Source organism: Janibacter alkaliphilus (assembly GCF_013408565.1).
GTDB classification, from domain to species: domain Bacteria; phylum Actinomycetota; class Actinomycetes; order Actinomycetales; family Dermatophilaceae; genus Janibacter; species Janibacter alkaliphilus.
Map to the genome: position 1 here is coordinate 146,638 of NZ_JACBZX010000001.1, position 14,347 is coordinate 160,984.

The 14,347-nt window shown below is 73.3% G+C and carries 12 protein-coding genes; 4 read left to right on the forward strand and 8 right to left on the reverse strand.

The features are described from left to right. Positions 1-28 precede the first annotated feature (28 nt). The 5 genes from BJY28_RS00685 to BJY28_RS00705 form a co-directional block, all read right to left on the reverse strand. A complete protein-coding gene (locus tag BJY28_RS00685) occupies positions 29-2,200 on the reverse strand; it encodes a 3-hydroxyacyl-CoA dehydrogenase NAD-binding domain-containing protein (RefSeq protein WP_179461301.1) in 2,172 nt (723 codons plus the stop codon). Between the two features lie 86 nt (positions 2,201-2,286). Next, positions 2,287-3,489 (reverse strand): acetyl-CoA C-acetyltransferase, encoded by a 1,203-nt coding sequence (locus BJY28_RS00690; RefSeq protein ID WP_179461302.1) that lies wholly within the window; start codon positions 3,487-3,489, stop codon positions 2,287-2,289. Beyond that, on the reverse strand, positions 3,486-4,634 hold the full coding sequence (locus tag BJY28_RS00695) for an acyl-CoA dehydrogenase family protein (protein WP_179461303.1): 1,149 nt from the start codon (positions 4,632-4,634) through the stop codon (positions 3,486-3,488). Before BJY28_RS00695 ends, BJY28_RS00690 begins: the two co-directional genes overlap by 4 nt. A 95-nt stretch (positions 4,635-4,729) precedes the next feature. Then, positions 4,730-6,322, reverse strand: coding sequence for an acyl-CoA carboxylase subunit beta (locus BJY28_RS00700; RefSeq protein WP_179461304.1), 1,593 nt, complete (start codon positions 6,320-6,322; stop codon positions 4,730-4,732). Next, the gene (locus BJY28_RS00705; RefSeq protein WP_179463854.1) at positions 6,322-7,518 is read right to left on the reverse strand and encodes an acyl-CoA dehydrogenase family protein; all 1,197 of its coding nucleotides are present in this window, start codon (positions 7,516-7,518) and stop codon (positions 6,322-6,324) included. Before BJY28_RS00705 ends, BJY28_RS00700 begins: the two co-directional genes overlap by 1 nt. 107 nt (positions 7,519-7,625) lie before the next feature. On the opposite strand from BJY28_RS00705, the gene BJY28_RS00710 reads away from it, so the two are divergent. Both BJY28_RS00710 and BJY28_RS00715 read left to right on the forward strand, forming a co-directional pair. Next, positions 7,626-8,018: a MerR family transcriptional regulator gene (locus BJY28_RS00710; RefSeq protein ID WP_179461305.1), complete on the forward strand. Its 393-nt coding sequence runs from the start codon at positions 7,626-7,628 to the stop codon at positions 8,016-8,018. Positions 8,019-8,264: 246 nt separating this feature from the next. Then, the gene (locus tag BJY28_RS00715) at positions 8,265-9,194 is read left to right on the forward strand and encodes a type IV toxin-antitoxin system AbiEi family antitoxin domain-containing protein (RefSeq protein WP_179461306.1); all 930 of its coding nucleotides are present in this window, start codon (positions 8,265-8,267) and stop codon (positions 9,192-9,194) included. 176 nt (positions 9,195-9,370) lie between these two features. On the opposite strand, the gene BJY28_RS00720 is transcribed toward BJY28_RS00715, so the two are convergent. From BJY28_RS00720 to BJY28_RS00730, 3 genes are all read right to left on the reverse strand, one after another. Beyond that, the gene (locus BJY28_RS00720) at positions 9,371-10,090 is read right to left on the reverse strand and encodes a TylF/MycF/NovP-related O-methyltransferase (RefSeq protein WP_179461307.1); all 720 of its coding nucleotides are present in this window, start codon (positions 10,088-10,090) and stop codon (positions 9,371-9,373) included. A 158-nt stretch (positions 10,091-10,248) separates the two neighbouring features. Then, positions 10,249-11,247, reverse strand: a complete 999-nt coding sequence (locus tag BJY28_RS00725; protein ID WP_343036886.1) for a PfkB family carbohydrate kinase — start codon at positions 11,245-11,247, stop codon at positions 10,249-10,251. Then, complete coding sequence (locus tag BJY28_RS00730) at positions 11,244-11,864, reverse strand: DNA-3-methyladenine glycosylase I (protein ID WP_179461308.1); 621 nt, start codon at positions 11,862-11,864, stop codon at positions 11,244-11,246. The genes BJY28_RS00725 and BJY28_RS00730 overlap by 4 nt, the downstream gene beginning before the upstream one ends. 63 nt (positions 11,865-11,927) lie before the next feature. Between BJY28_RS00730 and BJY28_RS00735 the strand changes: the two genes are divergently transcribed. Both BJY28_RS00735 and BJY28_RS00740 read left to right on the forward strand, forming a co-directional pair. Then, the gene (locus tag BJY28_RS00735) at positions 11,928-12,836 is read left to right on the forward strand and encodes an AAA family ATPase (protein ID WP_179461309.1); all 909 of its coding nucleotides are present in this window, start codon (positions 11,928-11,930) and stop codon (positions 12,834-12,836) included. After that, the gene (locus BJY28_RS00740) at positions 12,823-14,319 is read left to right on the forward strand and encodes a VWA domain-containing protein (protein ID WP_179461310.1); all 1,497 of its coding nucleotides are present in this window, start codon (positions 12,823-12,825) and stop codon (positions 14,317-14,319) included. The genes BJY28_RS00735 and BJY28_RS00740 overlap by 14 nt, the downstream gene beginning before the upstream one ends. Positions 14,320-14,347: the final 28 nt, after the last annotated feature.

Below are 14,347 nucleotides of genomic sequence, written 5' to 3' on the forward strand. Positions count from 1 at the left end.
ATTGCCCGGGCAGTTGCGGACCTGGGGGTTAGCGGTAGGTCTGGCCTGCCGCCGCCAGCTCGACCAGCGACTCCGGCGGAGCCAGGTGCGGACCGTAGGCGTCGGCCAGCTCGCGGGCCCGCTCGACGAAGCCGGCCGGTCCGCCCTCGTACTGGTTGATGTACTGCAGCACCCCGCCGGTCCACGCCGGGAAGCCGATCCCCTGGATCGAGCCGACGTCGGCGTCGGCGACCGAGCGCAGCACCCCGTCGTCCAGGCACCGCACGCTGTCGACCGCCTCGGCGAAGAGCATCCGCTCCTGCAGGTCGGTCATCGGCACCTGGGCGCTGCCGGAGGTGAAGGCCTCGCGCAGCCCCGGCCACAGCCCGGTCCGTCGCCCGTCGGCGTCGTACTCGTAGAAGCCGGCCCCGCCGGCGCGCCCGGTGCGCCCGTGCTCGTCGATCATCGCGTCGACCACCGGCTCGGCGCCGTGCTCGGTCCACGTGCCGCCGGCCGCCTCGGTCGCCGCCCGGGTCTCCTTGCGGATGGTGCGCGGCAGGGTGAGGGTGAGCTCGTCCATGAGCTGCAGCGGCCCGGTCGGGTAGCCGGCCTGCAGCGCGGCCTGCTCGACCAGGGCCGGCTCCACCCCTTCGCCGACGGCGGCGATGCCCTCGTCGATGAAGCGGCCGATCACCCGAGAGGTGAAGAACCCGCGGCCGTCGTTGACCACGATCGGCGTCTTGCGGATCTGCCGCCCGAGGTCGAAGGCGGCCGCGATGCTCTCGTCGCTGGTCTGCTCGCCGACGACGATCTCGACCAGCGGCATCTTGTCCACCGGGGAGAAGAAGTGGATCCCGACGACCCGCTCGGGGCGCTGCACGCCGGCCGCCAGGTCGCTGATCGGCAGGGTCGAGGTGTTGCTGCCGAGGATCGCGTCCGGGGCCACCTCCTCGACCCGGCGCAGCACCTCGTGCTTGACCGGGACGGACTCGGCGACCGCCTCGATCACCAGGTCGATGCCGGCCATGTCGGCCAGGTCGTCGGTCGGGGTGATCCGGGCGAGCAGCTCGGCGGAGCGCTCGGCCGTCGTCCGCCCGCGCTCGACCGCCGCGCGCTCCCGCTGCTCGGCGTACCCCTTGCCGCGACGCGCCGTCTCCAGGTCGAGGTCGCTGAGCACGACCTCGATGCCGGAGCGGGCACACACGTAGGCGATCGCCGCACCCATCATCCCGGCACCAACCACCCCGACCCGGCGGGCGGCGAAGGGGGCCGGCCCGTCCGGCCGCGAGGCCCCGCCGTTGACCCGCTGGGTGGCGAAGAAGACGCCGATCATGTTCTTGGCGACCTGCCCGGTGATCAGGCTGACCAGGTAGCGGGACTCGATCCGGGTGGCGGTGTCGATGTCGACGAGGCTGCCCTCGACCGCGGCCGCCAGCGCCGCCCGCGGCGCCGGGTAGGGCGCCCCCTTCGTCTGCTTGCGCAGGTTCGCGGCGAAGGCGGGTAGCACCGAGGCGACCTTCGGGTGGTCGGCGCCGCCGCCGGGGATCCGGAAGCCCTTGACGTCCCACGGCTGCGCCGCCTCCGGGTTCTCCCGGATCCAGGCGGCCGCCGCCGGCACCAGCTCGGACTCGTCGCTGACCAGCTGGTCCAGCACCCCCTTCTCGGCCGCCGCGGACGCACGGTGCTGGGTGCCGGTGAGGATCCAGTCCATCAGCGCCGGCTGCAGACCGAGCATGCGGACCAGGCGGGTGACGCCGCCGCCGCCGGGCAGCAGACCGAGGGTGACCTCGGGGACCCCGACCTTGAGGTCGCGGCGGTCCACGGCGACCCGGTGGTGGCAGGCCAGCGCGATCTCCAGGCCGCCGCCGAGCGCCGAGCCGTTGAGCGCGGCGACGACCGGCCGGCCGAGCTGCTCCAGCCGGCGCATGTCGGCCTTGATGGCGTCGATGTGCGCGGTGAGCTCGGCGGCCCGGTCCGGGGTGCCCTGGGAGAGCAGGGTGAGGTCACCCCCGGCGAACCACGTGGACTTGGCGCTGGTGAGCACCACACCGGTGATGCTCTCGCGCTGCGCCTCCAGCCGGTCGACCATCGCCGAGAAGCCGGCCGACCAGGTGTCGTTCATCGTGTTGACGCTCTGGTCGGGGTCGTCCATCGTCACCACGACGATGCCCTCGGCGTCCTGCTCCCAGTGCAGACCGGGGATCTCCTGCTGCGTGCTCATGCTCGCGTCCTCTCGGGTGGTCTCGCTGCGGCGCTCGGCCGCGTCGTCGCTGCTGCGTTGGGTGGACCAGCGGCCCTGCGCGTCGCTCAGACGCGCTCGATGACGGTGGCGACGCCCATGCCGGCGCCGACGCACAGGGTGGCCAGGCCGGTGCTGAGGTCGCGCCGCTCCATCTCGTCGAGCAGGGTGCCCAGGATCATCGCGCCGGTCGCGCCGAGCGGGTGGCCCAGGGCGATCGCGCCGCCGTTGACGTTGACCTTGTCGTGCGGGATCTTCAGGTCCTTCATCCACTTCAGCACGACCGCGGCGAAGGCCTCGTTGAGCTCGAAGAGGTCGATGTCCGAGACGCTCATCCCGGCCCGGGCGAGCACCTTCTCGGTGGCCGGGGTGGGGCCAGTGAGCATGATCGTGGGCTCCGAGCCGACGACGGCGCTGGCGACGACCCGGGCGCGCGGGGCGATCCCGGCGCGCCGTCCGGCGTCCTGGCTGCCGACGAGGGTGAGGGCGGCGCCGTCGACGATCCCGGAGGAGTTCGCCGCGGTGTGCACGTGCTCGATCCGCTCGACGTGCGGGTAGCGCTGCCGGGCGACCGCGTCGAAGCCGCCCTGGTCGCCGATGCCGGCGAAGGCGGGACGCAGCCCGGCCATCGACTCAGTGGTGGCGTCCGGGCGGGGGTGCTCGTCCCGCTCCAGCACCGGGACCCCGTTGAGGTCGCGGACCGGGACCAGGCTGCGGTCGAAGCGTCCGGCCGCGACCGCCTCGGCCGCCCGGCGCTGCGAGGTGAGCGCGTACTCGTCGACGTCTTCGCGGGTGAACCCCTCGAGGGTGGCGATCAGGTCGGCACCGATGCCCTGCGGGACGAAGTAGTGGTCGTAGGCGGTGGTCGGGTCCTGGTGGTAGGCGCCGCCGTCGCTGCCCATCGGCACCCGGGACATCGACTCGACGCCGCCGCCGAGGACGAAGGAGTCGCCGGCCAGCACCTTGGCCGCGGCGGTGTTGACCGCCTCCAGCCCGGAGGCGCAGAAGCGGTTCAGCTGCACCCCGGCGACGCTCTCCGGCAGGCCGCCGACCATGGCCGCGGTGCGGGCGATGTCGCCGCCCTGCTCACCGACCGGCGAGACCACCCCGAGCACGATGTCGTCGATCTCGCCGAGGTCCAGGCCCGGGTTGCGCGGGGTCAGCTCGTGCAGCAGCCCGGCGACCAGGTCGACCGGCTTGGTGCCGTGCAGGGCGCCGCCGCGGTTCTTGCCGCGCGGGGTGCGCAGGGCGTCGTAGATGTAAGCGGTCACAGTCCCATCCCTCGTCCGACGATCTCCTTCATGATCTCCGTGGCCCCGCCGTAGATCGTCGCGATCCGGCAGTCCTCGTAGTCCCGGGCGACCCGGTACTCGCGCATGTAGCCGTAGCCGCCGTGCAGCTGCAGGCAGCGGCTGACCAGGCGCACCTGGAGCTCGGTGCACCACCACTTCGCCGCGGCCGCGTCCTCGGCGCTGAGCTCGCCGGCGACGTGCTTGCGCAGGCACTCGTCGACGTAGGCGCGGGTGACGTCGAGCTCGGTCTTCATCTCGGCGAGCGCGTGCCGCGAGCTCTGGAAGGTGCCGATCGGCCGCCCGAAGGCGGTGCGCTCCTTGGCGTACTCCAGGGTCCGGGCGAAGGTGCCCTCGGCGGCGGCCAGCGAGCCCAGGGCGATGGCCAGGCGCTCCTGCGGCAGGTTGCGCATCAGGCCGAGGAAGCCGCTGCCCTCCTCGCCGAGCAGGTTGGCCGCGGGGACGCGCACGTCGGTGAAGGACAGCTCGGAGGTGTCCTGGGCGTGCAGCCCGATCTTCTCCAGGTTGCGGCCCCGCTCGAAGCCCTCCATGCCGCGCTCGATGACGAGCAGCGAGATGCCCTTGTGCGGGTCGTCGCCGGTGCGCACCGCGGTCGCCACGAGGTCGGCGTTCTGGCCGTTGGAGATGAAGGTCTTGGCGCCGTTGACGATGTAGTCGTCGCCGTCGCGCACCGCCCGGGTGGCGATCCCGGAGAGGTCGGAGCCGGTGCCGGGCTCGGTCATGGCGATGGCGGTGATGAGCTCGCCGCTGGCGATGCCGGGCAGCCAGCGCTGCTTCTGCTCGTCGGTGGTCAGCCCGGTGAAGTACGGGAAGACGATGTCGTTGGACAGGGCGATCCCGCCGGTGCCGCTGGAGACCGCGCCGCGGCCGAGCTCCTCGTTCATCACGGCGTTGAAGCGGAAGTCGTCCACCCCGCCGCCGCCGTACTGCTCGTCGATGGAGAAGCCGAGCACGCCGTCCTGCGCCGCGGCGGTGAAGAGCTCGCGGTCGACGAGACCGCTCTCCTCCCAGCGCTCGGCGTTGGGCACGACGTGCCGCTCCACCCAGCCGCGCACGGTGGCGCGGAAGTCCTCGTGCTCCTGCTCGTACAACGTCGAGGCGGTCATCACGATCCTTGCTCGTCGGGGCCACGCTGCCGCCCCCATCATGCCCACGAACCGACCGCTTTGTAAATGGGGATTCACATGATGCGGGTCACCGCTCAGACCGGCGGGATGCTGCGCCGCTTCGTGGCGAAGTGCCGCTCGCGGCCCCGGGCGTGCGCGATCCGCCGGACGAGGTCGGCCCGCAGGTCCTCGGCCTCGACGACGTCGTCGATGACCAGGTCGGCGGCCAGCCGCTCGAGATCGACGTCCTGCTCGTAGTCCTCGCGCCGGGCCGCGACGAAGGCGTCCCGCGCCTCGGCCCCCTCGCTCGCCTCGATCGTCGCGATGGTGTTGGCGTAGACCGCGTTGACCGCGGCCTCGGGCCCCATCACCGCGATCCGGGCGGTCGGCAGGGCGATCGTCGCGTCCGGGGCGAAGCCGGGACCGCCCATCGCGTAGAGCCCGGCGCCGTAGGCCTTGCGGACGACGACGCAGACCTGCGGCACGGTGGCCGCCGAGACGGCGTGCACCATCTTCGCGCCGTGCCGGATGATCCCGCCCCGCTCGACCTCGCTGCCGATCATGAAGCCGGGCACGTCGGCCAGGTAGATCAGCGGGATCGAGTAGGCGTCGCACATCCAGATGAACCGGGCGGCCTTGTCGGCGCTGTCGGCGAAGAGGACCCCGCCCTTGGCCATCGAGTTGTTGGCGACGATGCCGACGGTCTGCCCCTCCAGGCGACCCAGCCCGACGACGAGCTCGGGGGCGAAGAGCGCCTTGACCTCGAAGAAGGAGTCGTCGTCGAGCAGGCCGTCGATGACCTCGTGGATGTCGAAGGGCTGGCTCTCCCGCTCCGGGACCACCGCCCGGGTCAGCGGCTGCGTCGGCGGCTCGACCTGGTAGCTCGGGACCTCGCCGCGCCAGGACAGCGGCAGGTAGCTCAGCCACAGCCGGGCCAGCTCGATCGCCTCGGCGTCGTCGCCGACGAGCACGTCGCCGCAGCCGGAGACGGTGCAGTGCATCCGGGCACCACCCATCTCCTCCAGGCTGACCCGCTCGCCGACGACCATCTCGGCCATCCGCGGGCTGCCCAGGTACATCGAGGCGTTGCCCTCGACCATGATGACCAGGTCGGTGAAGCTGGGGATGTAGGCGCCGCCGGCGGCGCTCGGCCCGAAGAGGCAGCAGACCTGCGGGACCTTGCCGGAGAGGGCGACCTGGTTGTGGAAGATGTGCCCGGCGCCGCGCCGCCCGGGAAACATCTCCACCTGGTCGGTGATCCGGGCACCCGCGGAGTCGACGAACCAGAAGACCGGGAGCTCCTCGCGCAGCGCGGTCTCGGTGGCCCGCACGATCTTCTCGACGGTGCGTGCGCCCCACGAGCCGGCCTTGACGGTCGGGTCGTTGGCGATGACGATGACCGGCCGCTCGTCGACCAGCCCGCGGCCGGTGACCACCCCGTCGGCGGGCAGCCCGTCGGCGAGCGCGTTGGCGTACCGGCCGTCCTCGACGAAGCTGCCCTCGTCGAGCAGCAGCGCGATCCGGTCCCGGACGTAGAGCTTGCCCTGGGCCTCGAGCTTGGCGGCCGCCTTCTCGGTGGGCGCGGCGGAGGCGGCGTGCGCCTGCTGCAGCCGGGCCCGGACGTCGGCGACCCGCGGGTCGCCCGGGTGCTCGGCGGGGTGCTGGCTGGGGTGTCCTGCCGGGGACATCAGGAGACCAGCCCGAGGTGGCGGGCGATGACCATGCGCTGCACCTCGGAGGTGCCCTCGCCGATCTCGAGGATCTTGGCGTCCCGGTAGAAGCGGGCCACCGGGTACTCCTCCATGAAGCCGTTGCCGCCGAAGATCTGGGTGGCGATCCGGGTGGCGGTCACCGCCGCCTCGCTGGTGTAGAGCTTCGCGATGCTCGCCGCCTTCGCCACCTCGGCGGCGCTGCGCCGACCGCGGTCGGCCTCGTCCTTGAGCCAGGCCGCCTTGTAGGTCAGCGCCCGGGAGGCCTCGACCATGACGGCCAGGTCGGCGACCTGGAAGGAGACGCCCTGGTTGGCGCCGATGGGGCGGCCGAAGGCGGTGCGGGTGCCGGCGTACTCGGTGGCCAGCTCGAGCATCCGCTGGGTCAGGCCCAGGGCCAGCGCGGAGATCGCGATGCGACCGTCGTCGAGGGTCTTGAGGAACTGCCGGAAGCCCTCCCCCTCGGCGCCGAGCAGGTTCTCGGCGGGGACCCGGCAGCCGTCGAAGGTCAGCCCGTGGGTGTCGCTGATGTGCCAGCCGAGCTTGTCGTAGGCCGGCTCCACGGTGAGGCCCGGGGTGCCGGAGGGGACGATGATCGCCGAGATCTGCGGGCGGCCGGCGTCGCTGGTGCCGGTGCGGGCGGTGACGGTGACGCACGAGGTGATGTCGGTGCCGGAGTTGGTGATGAAGGCCTTGGCGCCGTCGATCACCCAGTCGGCGCCGTCACGCACCGCCTTCGTCCGGGTGCCACCGGCGTCGGAGCCGGCGTCCGGCTCGGTGAGGCCGAAGCCGGCCAGCGCCCGACCGGCGACGAGGTCCGGGAGCCAGGTCGCCTTCTGCTCGTCGCTGCCGAAGGTGAGGATCGGGTTGATCCCCAGGCCGACCCCGGCGGAGAGCGTGATGCCGATCGACTGGTCGACCCGGCCGAGCTCCTCGATGGCCAGGCAGAGCGCGGTGAAGTCGCTCTGCACCACCCCGTCGACGGTCTCGGCGCTGCCGCCGTGCTCCTCGGGGACGACCAGGCCGAAGAGGCCGAGGTCGCCCATCCGGGCGACCACCTCCAGCGGCAGGTGGTGCTCCCGGTCCCAGCCGGCCACGTGCGGCTCGATCTCGCGGGTGGCGAACTCGCGCACGCTCGCGCGGAAGTCCTCGTGGTCCTGGCTCAGCTCGAACATCGTCGTCCTCGCGTCGGTGGAGGCTCCTGGGGGTCGCCCCGGAGCACGGTCTGGCACGTCGGTCTGGTGCTTGACGTTGACGTCAACGTAAAGCATGCTCACGGGTCATGACAAGCACGCGCGAGGAGCAGCGCACGTGGAGCATCGCGGAGGTGGCCGAGGAGCTCGGGATCACCCACCGGACGGTGCGCCACTACGAGCAGCTGGGCCTGGTCTCCCCGGCGCGGGAGGGCACCCGGCGGGTCTACCGGCGGCGCGACCGGACCCGCCTCGGCCTCGTGGTGCGCGGGCGGCGGCTGGGCTTCCCGCTGGAGGAGATCGCCAAGATCATCGACCTCTACGACGCCCCGCGCGGGCGCACCAGCCAGCTGGAGTACGTGCTCTCCCAGATCGACGAGCGCCGCGCCGACCTCGAGCAGCGCCGTCGGGACGTCGAGGCGGCCCTCACCGAGCTGGACACCTTCGAGCAGCGCTGCCGCGACGAGCTCGCCTCCCGCTGACCCTCCCCCTCCCCCTCCGCAACTGCCCGGGCAAATCACACGGCCTCCCTCGCAACTGCCCGGGCAAATCACCACCCTCCCTCGCAACTGCCCGGGCAAATCACCACCCTCCCCCGCAACTGCCCGGGCAAATCACACGGCCCCTCCGCAACTGCCCGGGCAATTCACCACGGTGGAGCCCGCGCGGAGTCGCGCCCTGTGGATAACCCCACGGGGCTCGGCCCCGAAGTCGGCAGCCTGGCCTTCGTGACCACCACGCTGCACGTCGACCTCACCAACGTCGGGGACCTGCCCGTCTTCAGCCGGGAGCAGGCCAGGGGGTGGGGCATCTCCGACCGCGACCTCGCCGCGCTGTGCCGAAGGGGCAGCTTCCGGCGTCTCGCGCGCGGTTGGTACTCGTCGCGCATGGACGCCACGCCTGAAGAGCTCCATGTCCTCCGGACCGTCGCCAACATCCGCCTGCATGCTGGCCGATCCGTCGCGGTCCGCCACTCGGCAGTCCTGCTGCACGGGCTCCCGCTGGCCAAGGCTGATCTCGACATCGTCGAGCTCGCCCGCGCCGGGCAGGGCCATGGCCGGATACGTGCTGGCGTCCGCGAGAGCCTGCTGGAGGGGCGCCCCACGACGCAGGTCGAGCTGCCGGACCTCGGCGCCGGCGCATCTCTCGTCACGGTCCCGCACGCGATCGTGGGCACCGCACAGACCAACAATCCCTCGGCCGCCCTCGTCGCCGGCGACCACGCCCTTCGCCTCGGCCTGTGCACGCCCGCCGAGATCCACGAGGCGCTCGCCGATGCCGCAGGGCAGACGGGGGTCGGCCAGGCGCGCCTGGCGCTGGCGCATCTCGACGGCCGTCACGAGTCACCCGGCGAGACGCTGACCGCAGTGATCCTGCGGACGCTCGGGTGGGACGTCGACCCGCAGGTCGAGGTGGTGGCCGCTGGCCGGCTCTACCGTCTGGACTTCGCTCTGCGTGCCTACCGGGTCGCCATCGAGTTCGACGGCCAGGTGAAGTACAACGATCCAGCGGCGCACCTCGCCCAGGAGCGCCGCGAGGCGGACCTCAGATCCGTCGGTTGGGCCTTCGCGCGGTTGGGCTGGGACGACCTCGACGACCCGGCGATCCTCGGCGGGCGCATCCGTTCGGCGATCGCCGAGCTGGACCCGGTCGCCTGACGCCAGCGGCCGATGTGATTTGCCCGGGCAGCTGCCCCCTTCTGGTGATTTGCCCGGGCAGTTGCGCACCCCTCGGTGATTTGCCCGGGCAGTTGCGGAGGCGGCGTGTGAATTGCCCGGGCAGTTGCGGAGGGGCCGTGTGAATTGCCCGGGCAGCTGCGGAGGGGGCGGGCGGGTCAGAGGCGGACGACGTGGGCCTTGGCCCGGTGCTCGATGCGGAACTCGGGACGGGCGGCGAAGAAGTCCTGCGTCGCCTGGCGCGATCCGTCCCAGTAGTAGTAGTCGTCGAGCACGATGCGCCCGCCACGCACCAGCTGCGGGGCGACCCGCTCCAGGCAGACCATCGTCGAGTCGTACCAGTCGCCGTCCAGGTGGGCCAGCGCCACCGGTCCCTCGACGTGCAGCGTGTCCTCGAAGAGACCCGCCACCAGCTCGACCCGGTGCTCGGGAGCCGGGACGCCCAGCCGGTCGAAGGAGGCGCAGACCTCGCCGAGCAGATCCTCCCGGTAGCCGTAGTAGGTGTCGTCGCCGATGCCCGACGACCGCCCGGAGACGATCTGCCGGTACCGAGCGTGCACCGCCTCGGGGTCTCGCTCGGACGGCTCCGGGATCATCCCGAAGACGTCGTAGACCGCCATCGGCCGTTCCCGCGACTTGGCCGCGGCGAGCACGATCGCCGACCCGCCCAGGGCGGTGCCGGCCTCGATGATCTGCCCCTCCCGACCGGAGCGCTCGATCTCCCCGACCAGCGCCGCGAGCGCCCGCAGGTCCTCGGCCCGCAGATAGGTCAGCCGTTCCTGCCGCACCCGGGCCACCACCTCCTCGACGCTCTCCGGGAGGTCGTCGCCGAAGGGGTAGCGGGTCGCCGCCCGGAGCAGCTCCAGCTCTGCGGTCATCCGCTCGCGCTGCTCGTCCGATCGCGTGAGCCTCCCCCGCAGCCGGGAGAGCTCGCGACGCAGGTCCTCCTCCGGAGCTGGGGACGTCTCTGCACGGGACCGTTCGTCGGGCACGGTGCGTCTCCTCTCGTGTCCTGTCGTGGCAGGCGCCGCCCAACCTAGCCGGAGACCTGCCGGGCCAGGTAGGCGTCGATCTCGGCGTGGCCGGGAGCGGTGGTCGGCCCGCGCCGGGTCACCTTGACCGCCGCGGCGGCGTTCGCCCGTCGGCACGCCTCGACCCACCCGGTCCCCCGGGCACGTTCGGCGACGAGCACGCCGGTGTGCGTGTCGCCCGCCCCGTTGGTGTCCACCGCTCGCTCCGGGAAGCCCGCGAGGACGGTCGCGCCCGCATCGCACACCGAGACCGCGCACCCGGCCGGACCGTCCCGCACGATCGTCACCGCACCGGCCGGCAGCAGGGCCCGCACCGCGTCCGCGGCATCGGCCATCCCGCTGGCCCCGGTCAGCGCGCTCGCCTCGTCGAGGTTCGAGGTCCACACGCTCGTCCGCGCGAGCACCTGCGTCACGAGCTCGGCCGGCAGGCCCTCGAGGGCGTCCCCGGGGTCGAGGACGACGACGACCCCCTCTGGCAGCCCGGCGAGCCAGGTCAGCAGCGGCTCGCGGGTGCGGCCGTGCAGGCTGTAGCCGCTGACGCACACGAGGTCCCCGGGCCGAGGGTGCGCCGCGTCCAGCGACGCGACGCTGATCTCGCGCTCCGCCTCGTGGGTGGTGACGAAGGTGCGCTCCCCACCCGGCTCCAGCAGCACCAGGCACGAGCCGGTGTCCTGGTCGAGGACCGGCGGGCTCGCCAGCTCCACCCCGTCGTCGGCGAGGGCGGAGCGGACCATGTCGCCGTGCGGGCCGGTGCCGTGGGCCCCGGCGTGCACGCACCGGGCGCCCGAGCGGGCCGCCGCCAGCAGGATCGTCACCGCGCCGCCGGCGTGCCGCGCGCACCCGTGCGCCACGACGTTGCCGCCGCGGCGCGGCAGCCCGGGCACCTCGAGCACCACGTCGACGAGCGCCTGGCCGGTGTGGATCACCCGCGGGGCCGGGTCCGCCACGTCGCCGCCGGCACCCACGTCACCCCGCCCGTCCCCGACGCCTCGGTCGAGGCTCACCCGGGCACCTGGGTGGCCGCCCGCTCGGCCAGGCACGGCTCCCGGCGCCAGCACCCGACCATGTGGTCGTCGACGATGCCCATCGCCTGCATCGCCGCGTAGGCGGTGGTCGGTCCGACGAAGCGGAAGCCGAGCCGCTTGAGGGTGCGCGAGAGCGTCACCGACCCGTCGGTGACCGCCGGCACGTCCTCCACCCGCCGGGGGGCAGGCTGGGTCGACGGCTCCGCCGACCACATCACCCGGGCCAGGCTGTCGCCCTGCCCGTGCAGCGCCAGCAGCGCCCGGGCGTTGCCGATGGTGGCCTCGATCTTGCCGCGGTGCCGGATGATCCGGGCGTCGGTCAGCAGCCGCTCCACGTCGCCCTCGCCGTACGCGGCGACCCGCTCGGGGTCGAAGCCGGCGAAGACCTCCCGGAACGCCTCCCGCTTGCGCAGGATGGTGATCCACGAGAGCCCGGACTGGAAGCCCTCCAGACAGAGCTTCTCGAAGAGGGCCCGCTCGTCCGTCGTCGGGCGCCCCCACTCGGTGTCGTGGTACGTCACGTAGTCCTCGGCCTCACCCGCCCAGGCGCACCGCTGCCGCCCGTCCGCTCCCGCCAGGAGCCCGTCGCTGCTCATGAGCGGCAGGCTAGACCCGAGCACCGACGACGCCGGCCCGACCCGTCGGGCACACTGGGCGGCATGGCACCTGAACCCCGCTTCACCTCGGTGGACGACGTCCGCGAGCGCCTGGCCGCGGTCGGCTACCTCGCCTCGGACGCCATCGCGACCACCGTCTACCTCGCCGACACCCTGGGCAAGCCGCTGCTGGTCGAGGGGCCGGCCGGCGTCGGCAAGACCGCGCTGAGCACCGCCGTCGCCGCGGCCACCGAGGCCGAGCTCATCCGGCTGCAGTGCTACGAAGGGGTCGACGAGGCCCGCGCCCTCTACGAGTGGAACCACGCCAAGCAGCTGCTGCGGATCACCGCCGCCGGCGCCCACCACGACGCCTCCGGCGACGACGAGGCCGACTGGAGCAGCGTCAAGGAGGACATCTTCACCGACGAGTTCCTGCTCGACCGGCCGCTGCTGAAGGCGGTGCGCAGCGAGCGCCCCAGCGTGCTGCTCATCGACGAGCTGGACAAGGCCGACGTGGAGATCGAGGGCCTGCTGCTCGAGGTGCTCTCCGACTTCCAGGTGACCGTCCCCGAGCTCGGCACCATCCAGGCGCGGCACACCCCCTTCGTCGTGCTCACCTCCAACGCCACCCGCGAGCTCTCCGAGGCGCTGCGGCGCCGCTGCCTCTACCTGCACATCGACTACCCCGAGGCCACCCTGGAGCGCCAGATCGTCGACCTGGCGGTGCCCGGCCTGGACGACGCCCTCGCCGACTCGGTGGTCCGGCTCGTCGGGGCGCTGCGCGAGATGCGGCTGCGCAAGTCGCCGTCGGTGGCCGAGACCGTGGACTGGGCCCGCACCCTGCTCGCCCTGGGCGCCGGCAACGACCTCGACCCGGCGATGCTGCGCGAGACCCTCGGCGTCGTGCTCAAGCACCGCGACGACATCGAGACCGCCGCGGCCCGTCTCGAGCTGGACCGTGAGCTCGCCTGAGGTCGCGCTCGAGCCGGGCGCGCTGGGCGCCCGGCTGGTCGAGCTGGGCCGGTCGCTGCGGCGCCACGGGGTCACCGTCGGCACCTCCGAGGTCGCCGACGCGGCCGCGGCCGCGCACGCCCTCGGCCTGACCGACCGGGAGCGGCTGCGCGCCGGGGTGGCCGCCTCGATGATGCGCCGGGCCGGTGACCGCACCGTCTTCGACCAGCTCTTCGACCTGCACTTCCCGGCCGCCCTCGGCGAGCGGGCAGCCCCTGAGCCGGAGATCGAGGGCACCGACCGGGAGCGGGCCGAGGCCATCCGCGAGCGCCTGGTGCAGGCCCTGGCCGACGGCGACGAGGACGAGCTGGAGCGGCTGGCCGCACTGGCCCTGCGCGAGCTCGGTGCGCTGGCGAACCAGGCCACCATGGGCGGCTGGTCGGCCGGTCAGGCGCTGGACCGGCTGGCCCCGCAGACGGCGATCGCGGCCGCCCTGGAGCGGGCCCGGGACGCCGGAGAGGTGCCCGGCGGCTCCGGCGAGGGCAGCGGCGGTGGTGGCGAAGGGGGTCAGGGCGCCACCGGCAGCGGCGCCGGCGGCGGCTCCGGCTCGCCGTGGCGCCCGGAGCGGATGACCGACCGGATCGACCGCGACGAGATCCGCGGCCGGGTGGCCGCCTTCCGACGGGCGGTGGAGACCGAGGCGGCCCGACGCAACGCCGAGGTCCGCGGCCGCGACCGGATCGCCCGCTACGGCGTGCGGGACCCGTTGGAACGCAAGGACTTCCTGCTCACCGGCCGGACCGAGGCGGCCGAGCTGCAGGCGGCCATCGCGCCGCTGTCGCGCAAGCTCGCGGCGCGGCTGGCCGCCCGCCAGCGGCGCAGCGGCCGCGGCGGCATCGACATCCGGCGCACCCTGCGCGCGGCGATGTCCACCGGCGGGGTCCCGGTGCGCCCGGCGCACCGACGCCGGCACCGCAGCCGCGCCGACGTCGTGCTGCTGTGCGACATGTCCGGCTCCGTCTCGGGCTTCTCCCGCTTCACCATCCTGCTGCTGCAGTCGCTGGCCGGGCAGTTCCGCCGGGTGCGCTTCTTCGGCTTCGTCAACGTCACCGACGACATCACCGACATCGTCCGCGAGTCCCGGGTCGGGGAGGACATCAGCCGACAGATCGCCGAGCAGGCCACCCTCTCCCGGTGGCACGGCAGCAGCGACTACGGCGGGGCGCTGGCCGACTTCGCCGAGCGGCACCTGGACGCGGTCGGTCCGCGCAGCACCGTGCTCATCCTCGGCGACGCCCGGACCAACGGCACCGCCCCGCGGCCGGAGGCGCTGCGCGAGATCGTCGCCCACGCCCAGCACGTCGTCTGGCTCAACCCGGAGGCGGCCCGGCAGTGGGACAGCGGCGACTCGGTCGCCGGGGTCTACGGGCGGGTGGTGGACATGCACGAGTGCCGCAACATCGACCAGCTGCGCCACTTCGTCACCCGGGTGCTGCCGACCTGAGCCTGGCTCCGCGGCTGCCGACCGGCGC

Excerpts from the sequence above, each read along its gene's own strand:
- BJY28_RS00685 (WP_179461301.1), bottom strand. The coding sequence starts at position 2,200 with ATGAGCACGCAGCAGGAGATCCCCGGTCTGCACTGGGAGCAGGACGCC.
- BJY28_RS00695 (WP_179461303.1), bottom strand. The coding sequence starts at position 4,634 with ATGACCGCCTCGACGTTGTACGAGCAGGAGCACGAGGACTTCCGCGCC.
- BJY28_RS00700 (WP_179461304.1), bottom strand. The coding sequence starts at position 6,322 with ATGTCCCCGGCAGGACACCCCAGCCAGCACCCCGCCGAGCACCCGGGC.
- BJY28_RS00705 (WP_179463854.1), bottom strand. The coding sequence starts at position 7,518 with ATGTTCGAGCTGAGCCAGGACCACGAGGACTTCCGCGCGAGCGTGCGC.
- BJY28_RS00710 (WP_179461305.1), top strand. The coding sequence starts at position 7,626 with ATGACAAGCACGCGCGAGGAGCAGCGCACGTGGAGCATCGCGGAGGTG.
- BJY28_RS00720 (WP_179461307.1), bottom strand. The coding sequence starts at position 10,090 with ATGACCGCAGAGCTGGAGCTGCTCCGGGCGGCGACCCGCTACCCCTTC.
- BJY28_RS00730 (WP_179461308.1), bottom strand. The coding sequence starts at position 11,864 with ATGAGCAGCGACGGGCTCCTGGCGGGAGCGGACGGGCGGCAGCGGTGC.
- BJY28_RS00735 (WP_179461309.1), top strand. The coding sequence starts at position 11,928 with ATGGCACCTGAACCCCGCTTCACCTCGGTGGACGACGTCCGCGAGCGC.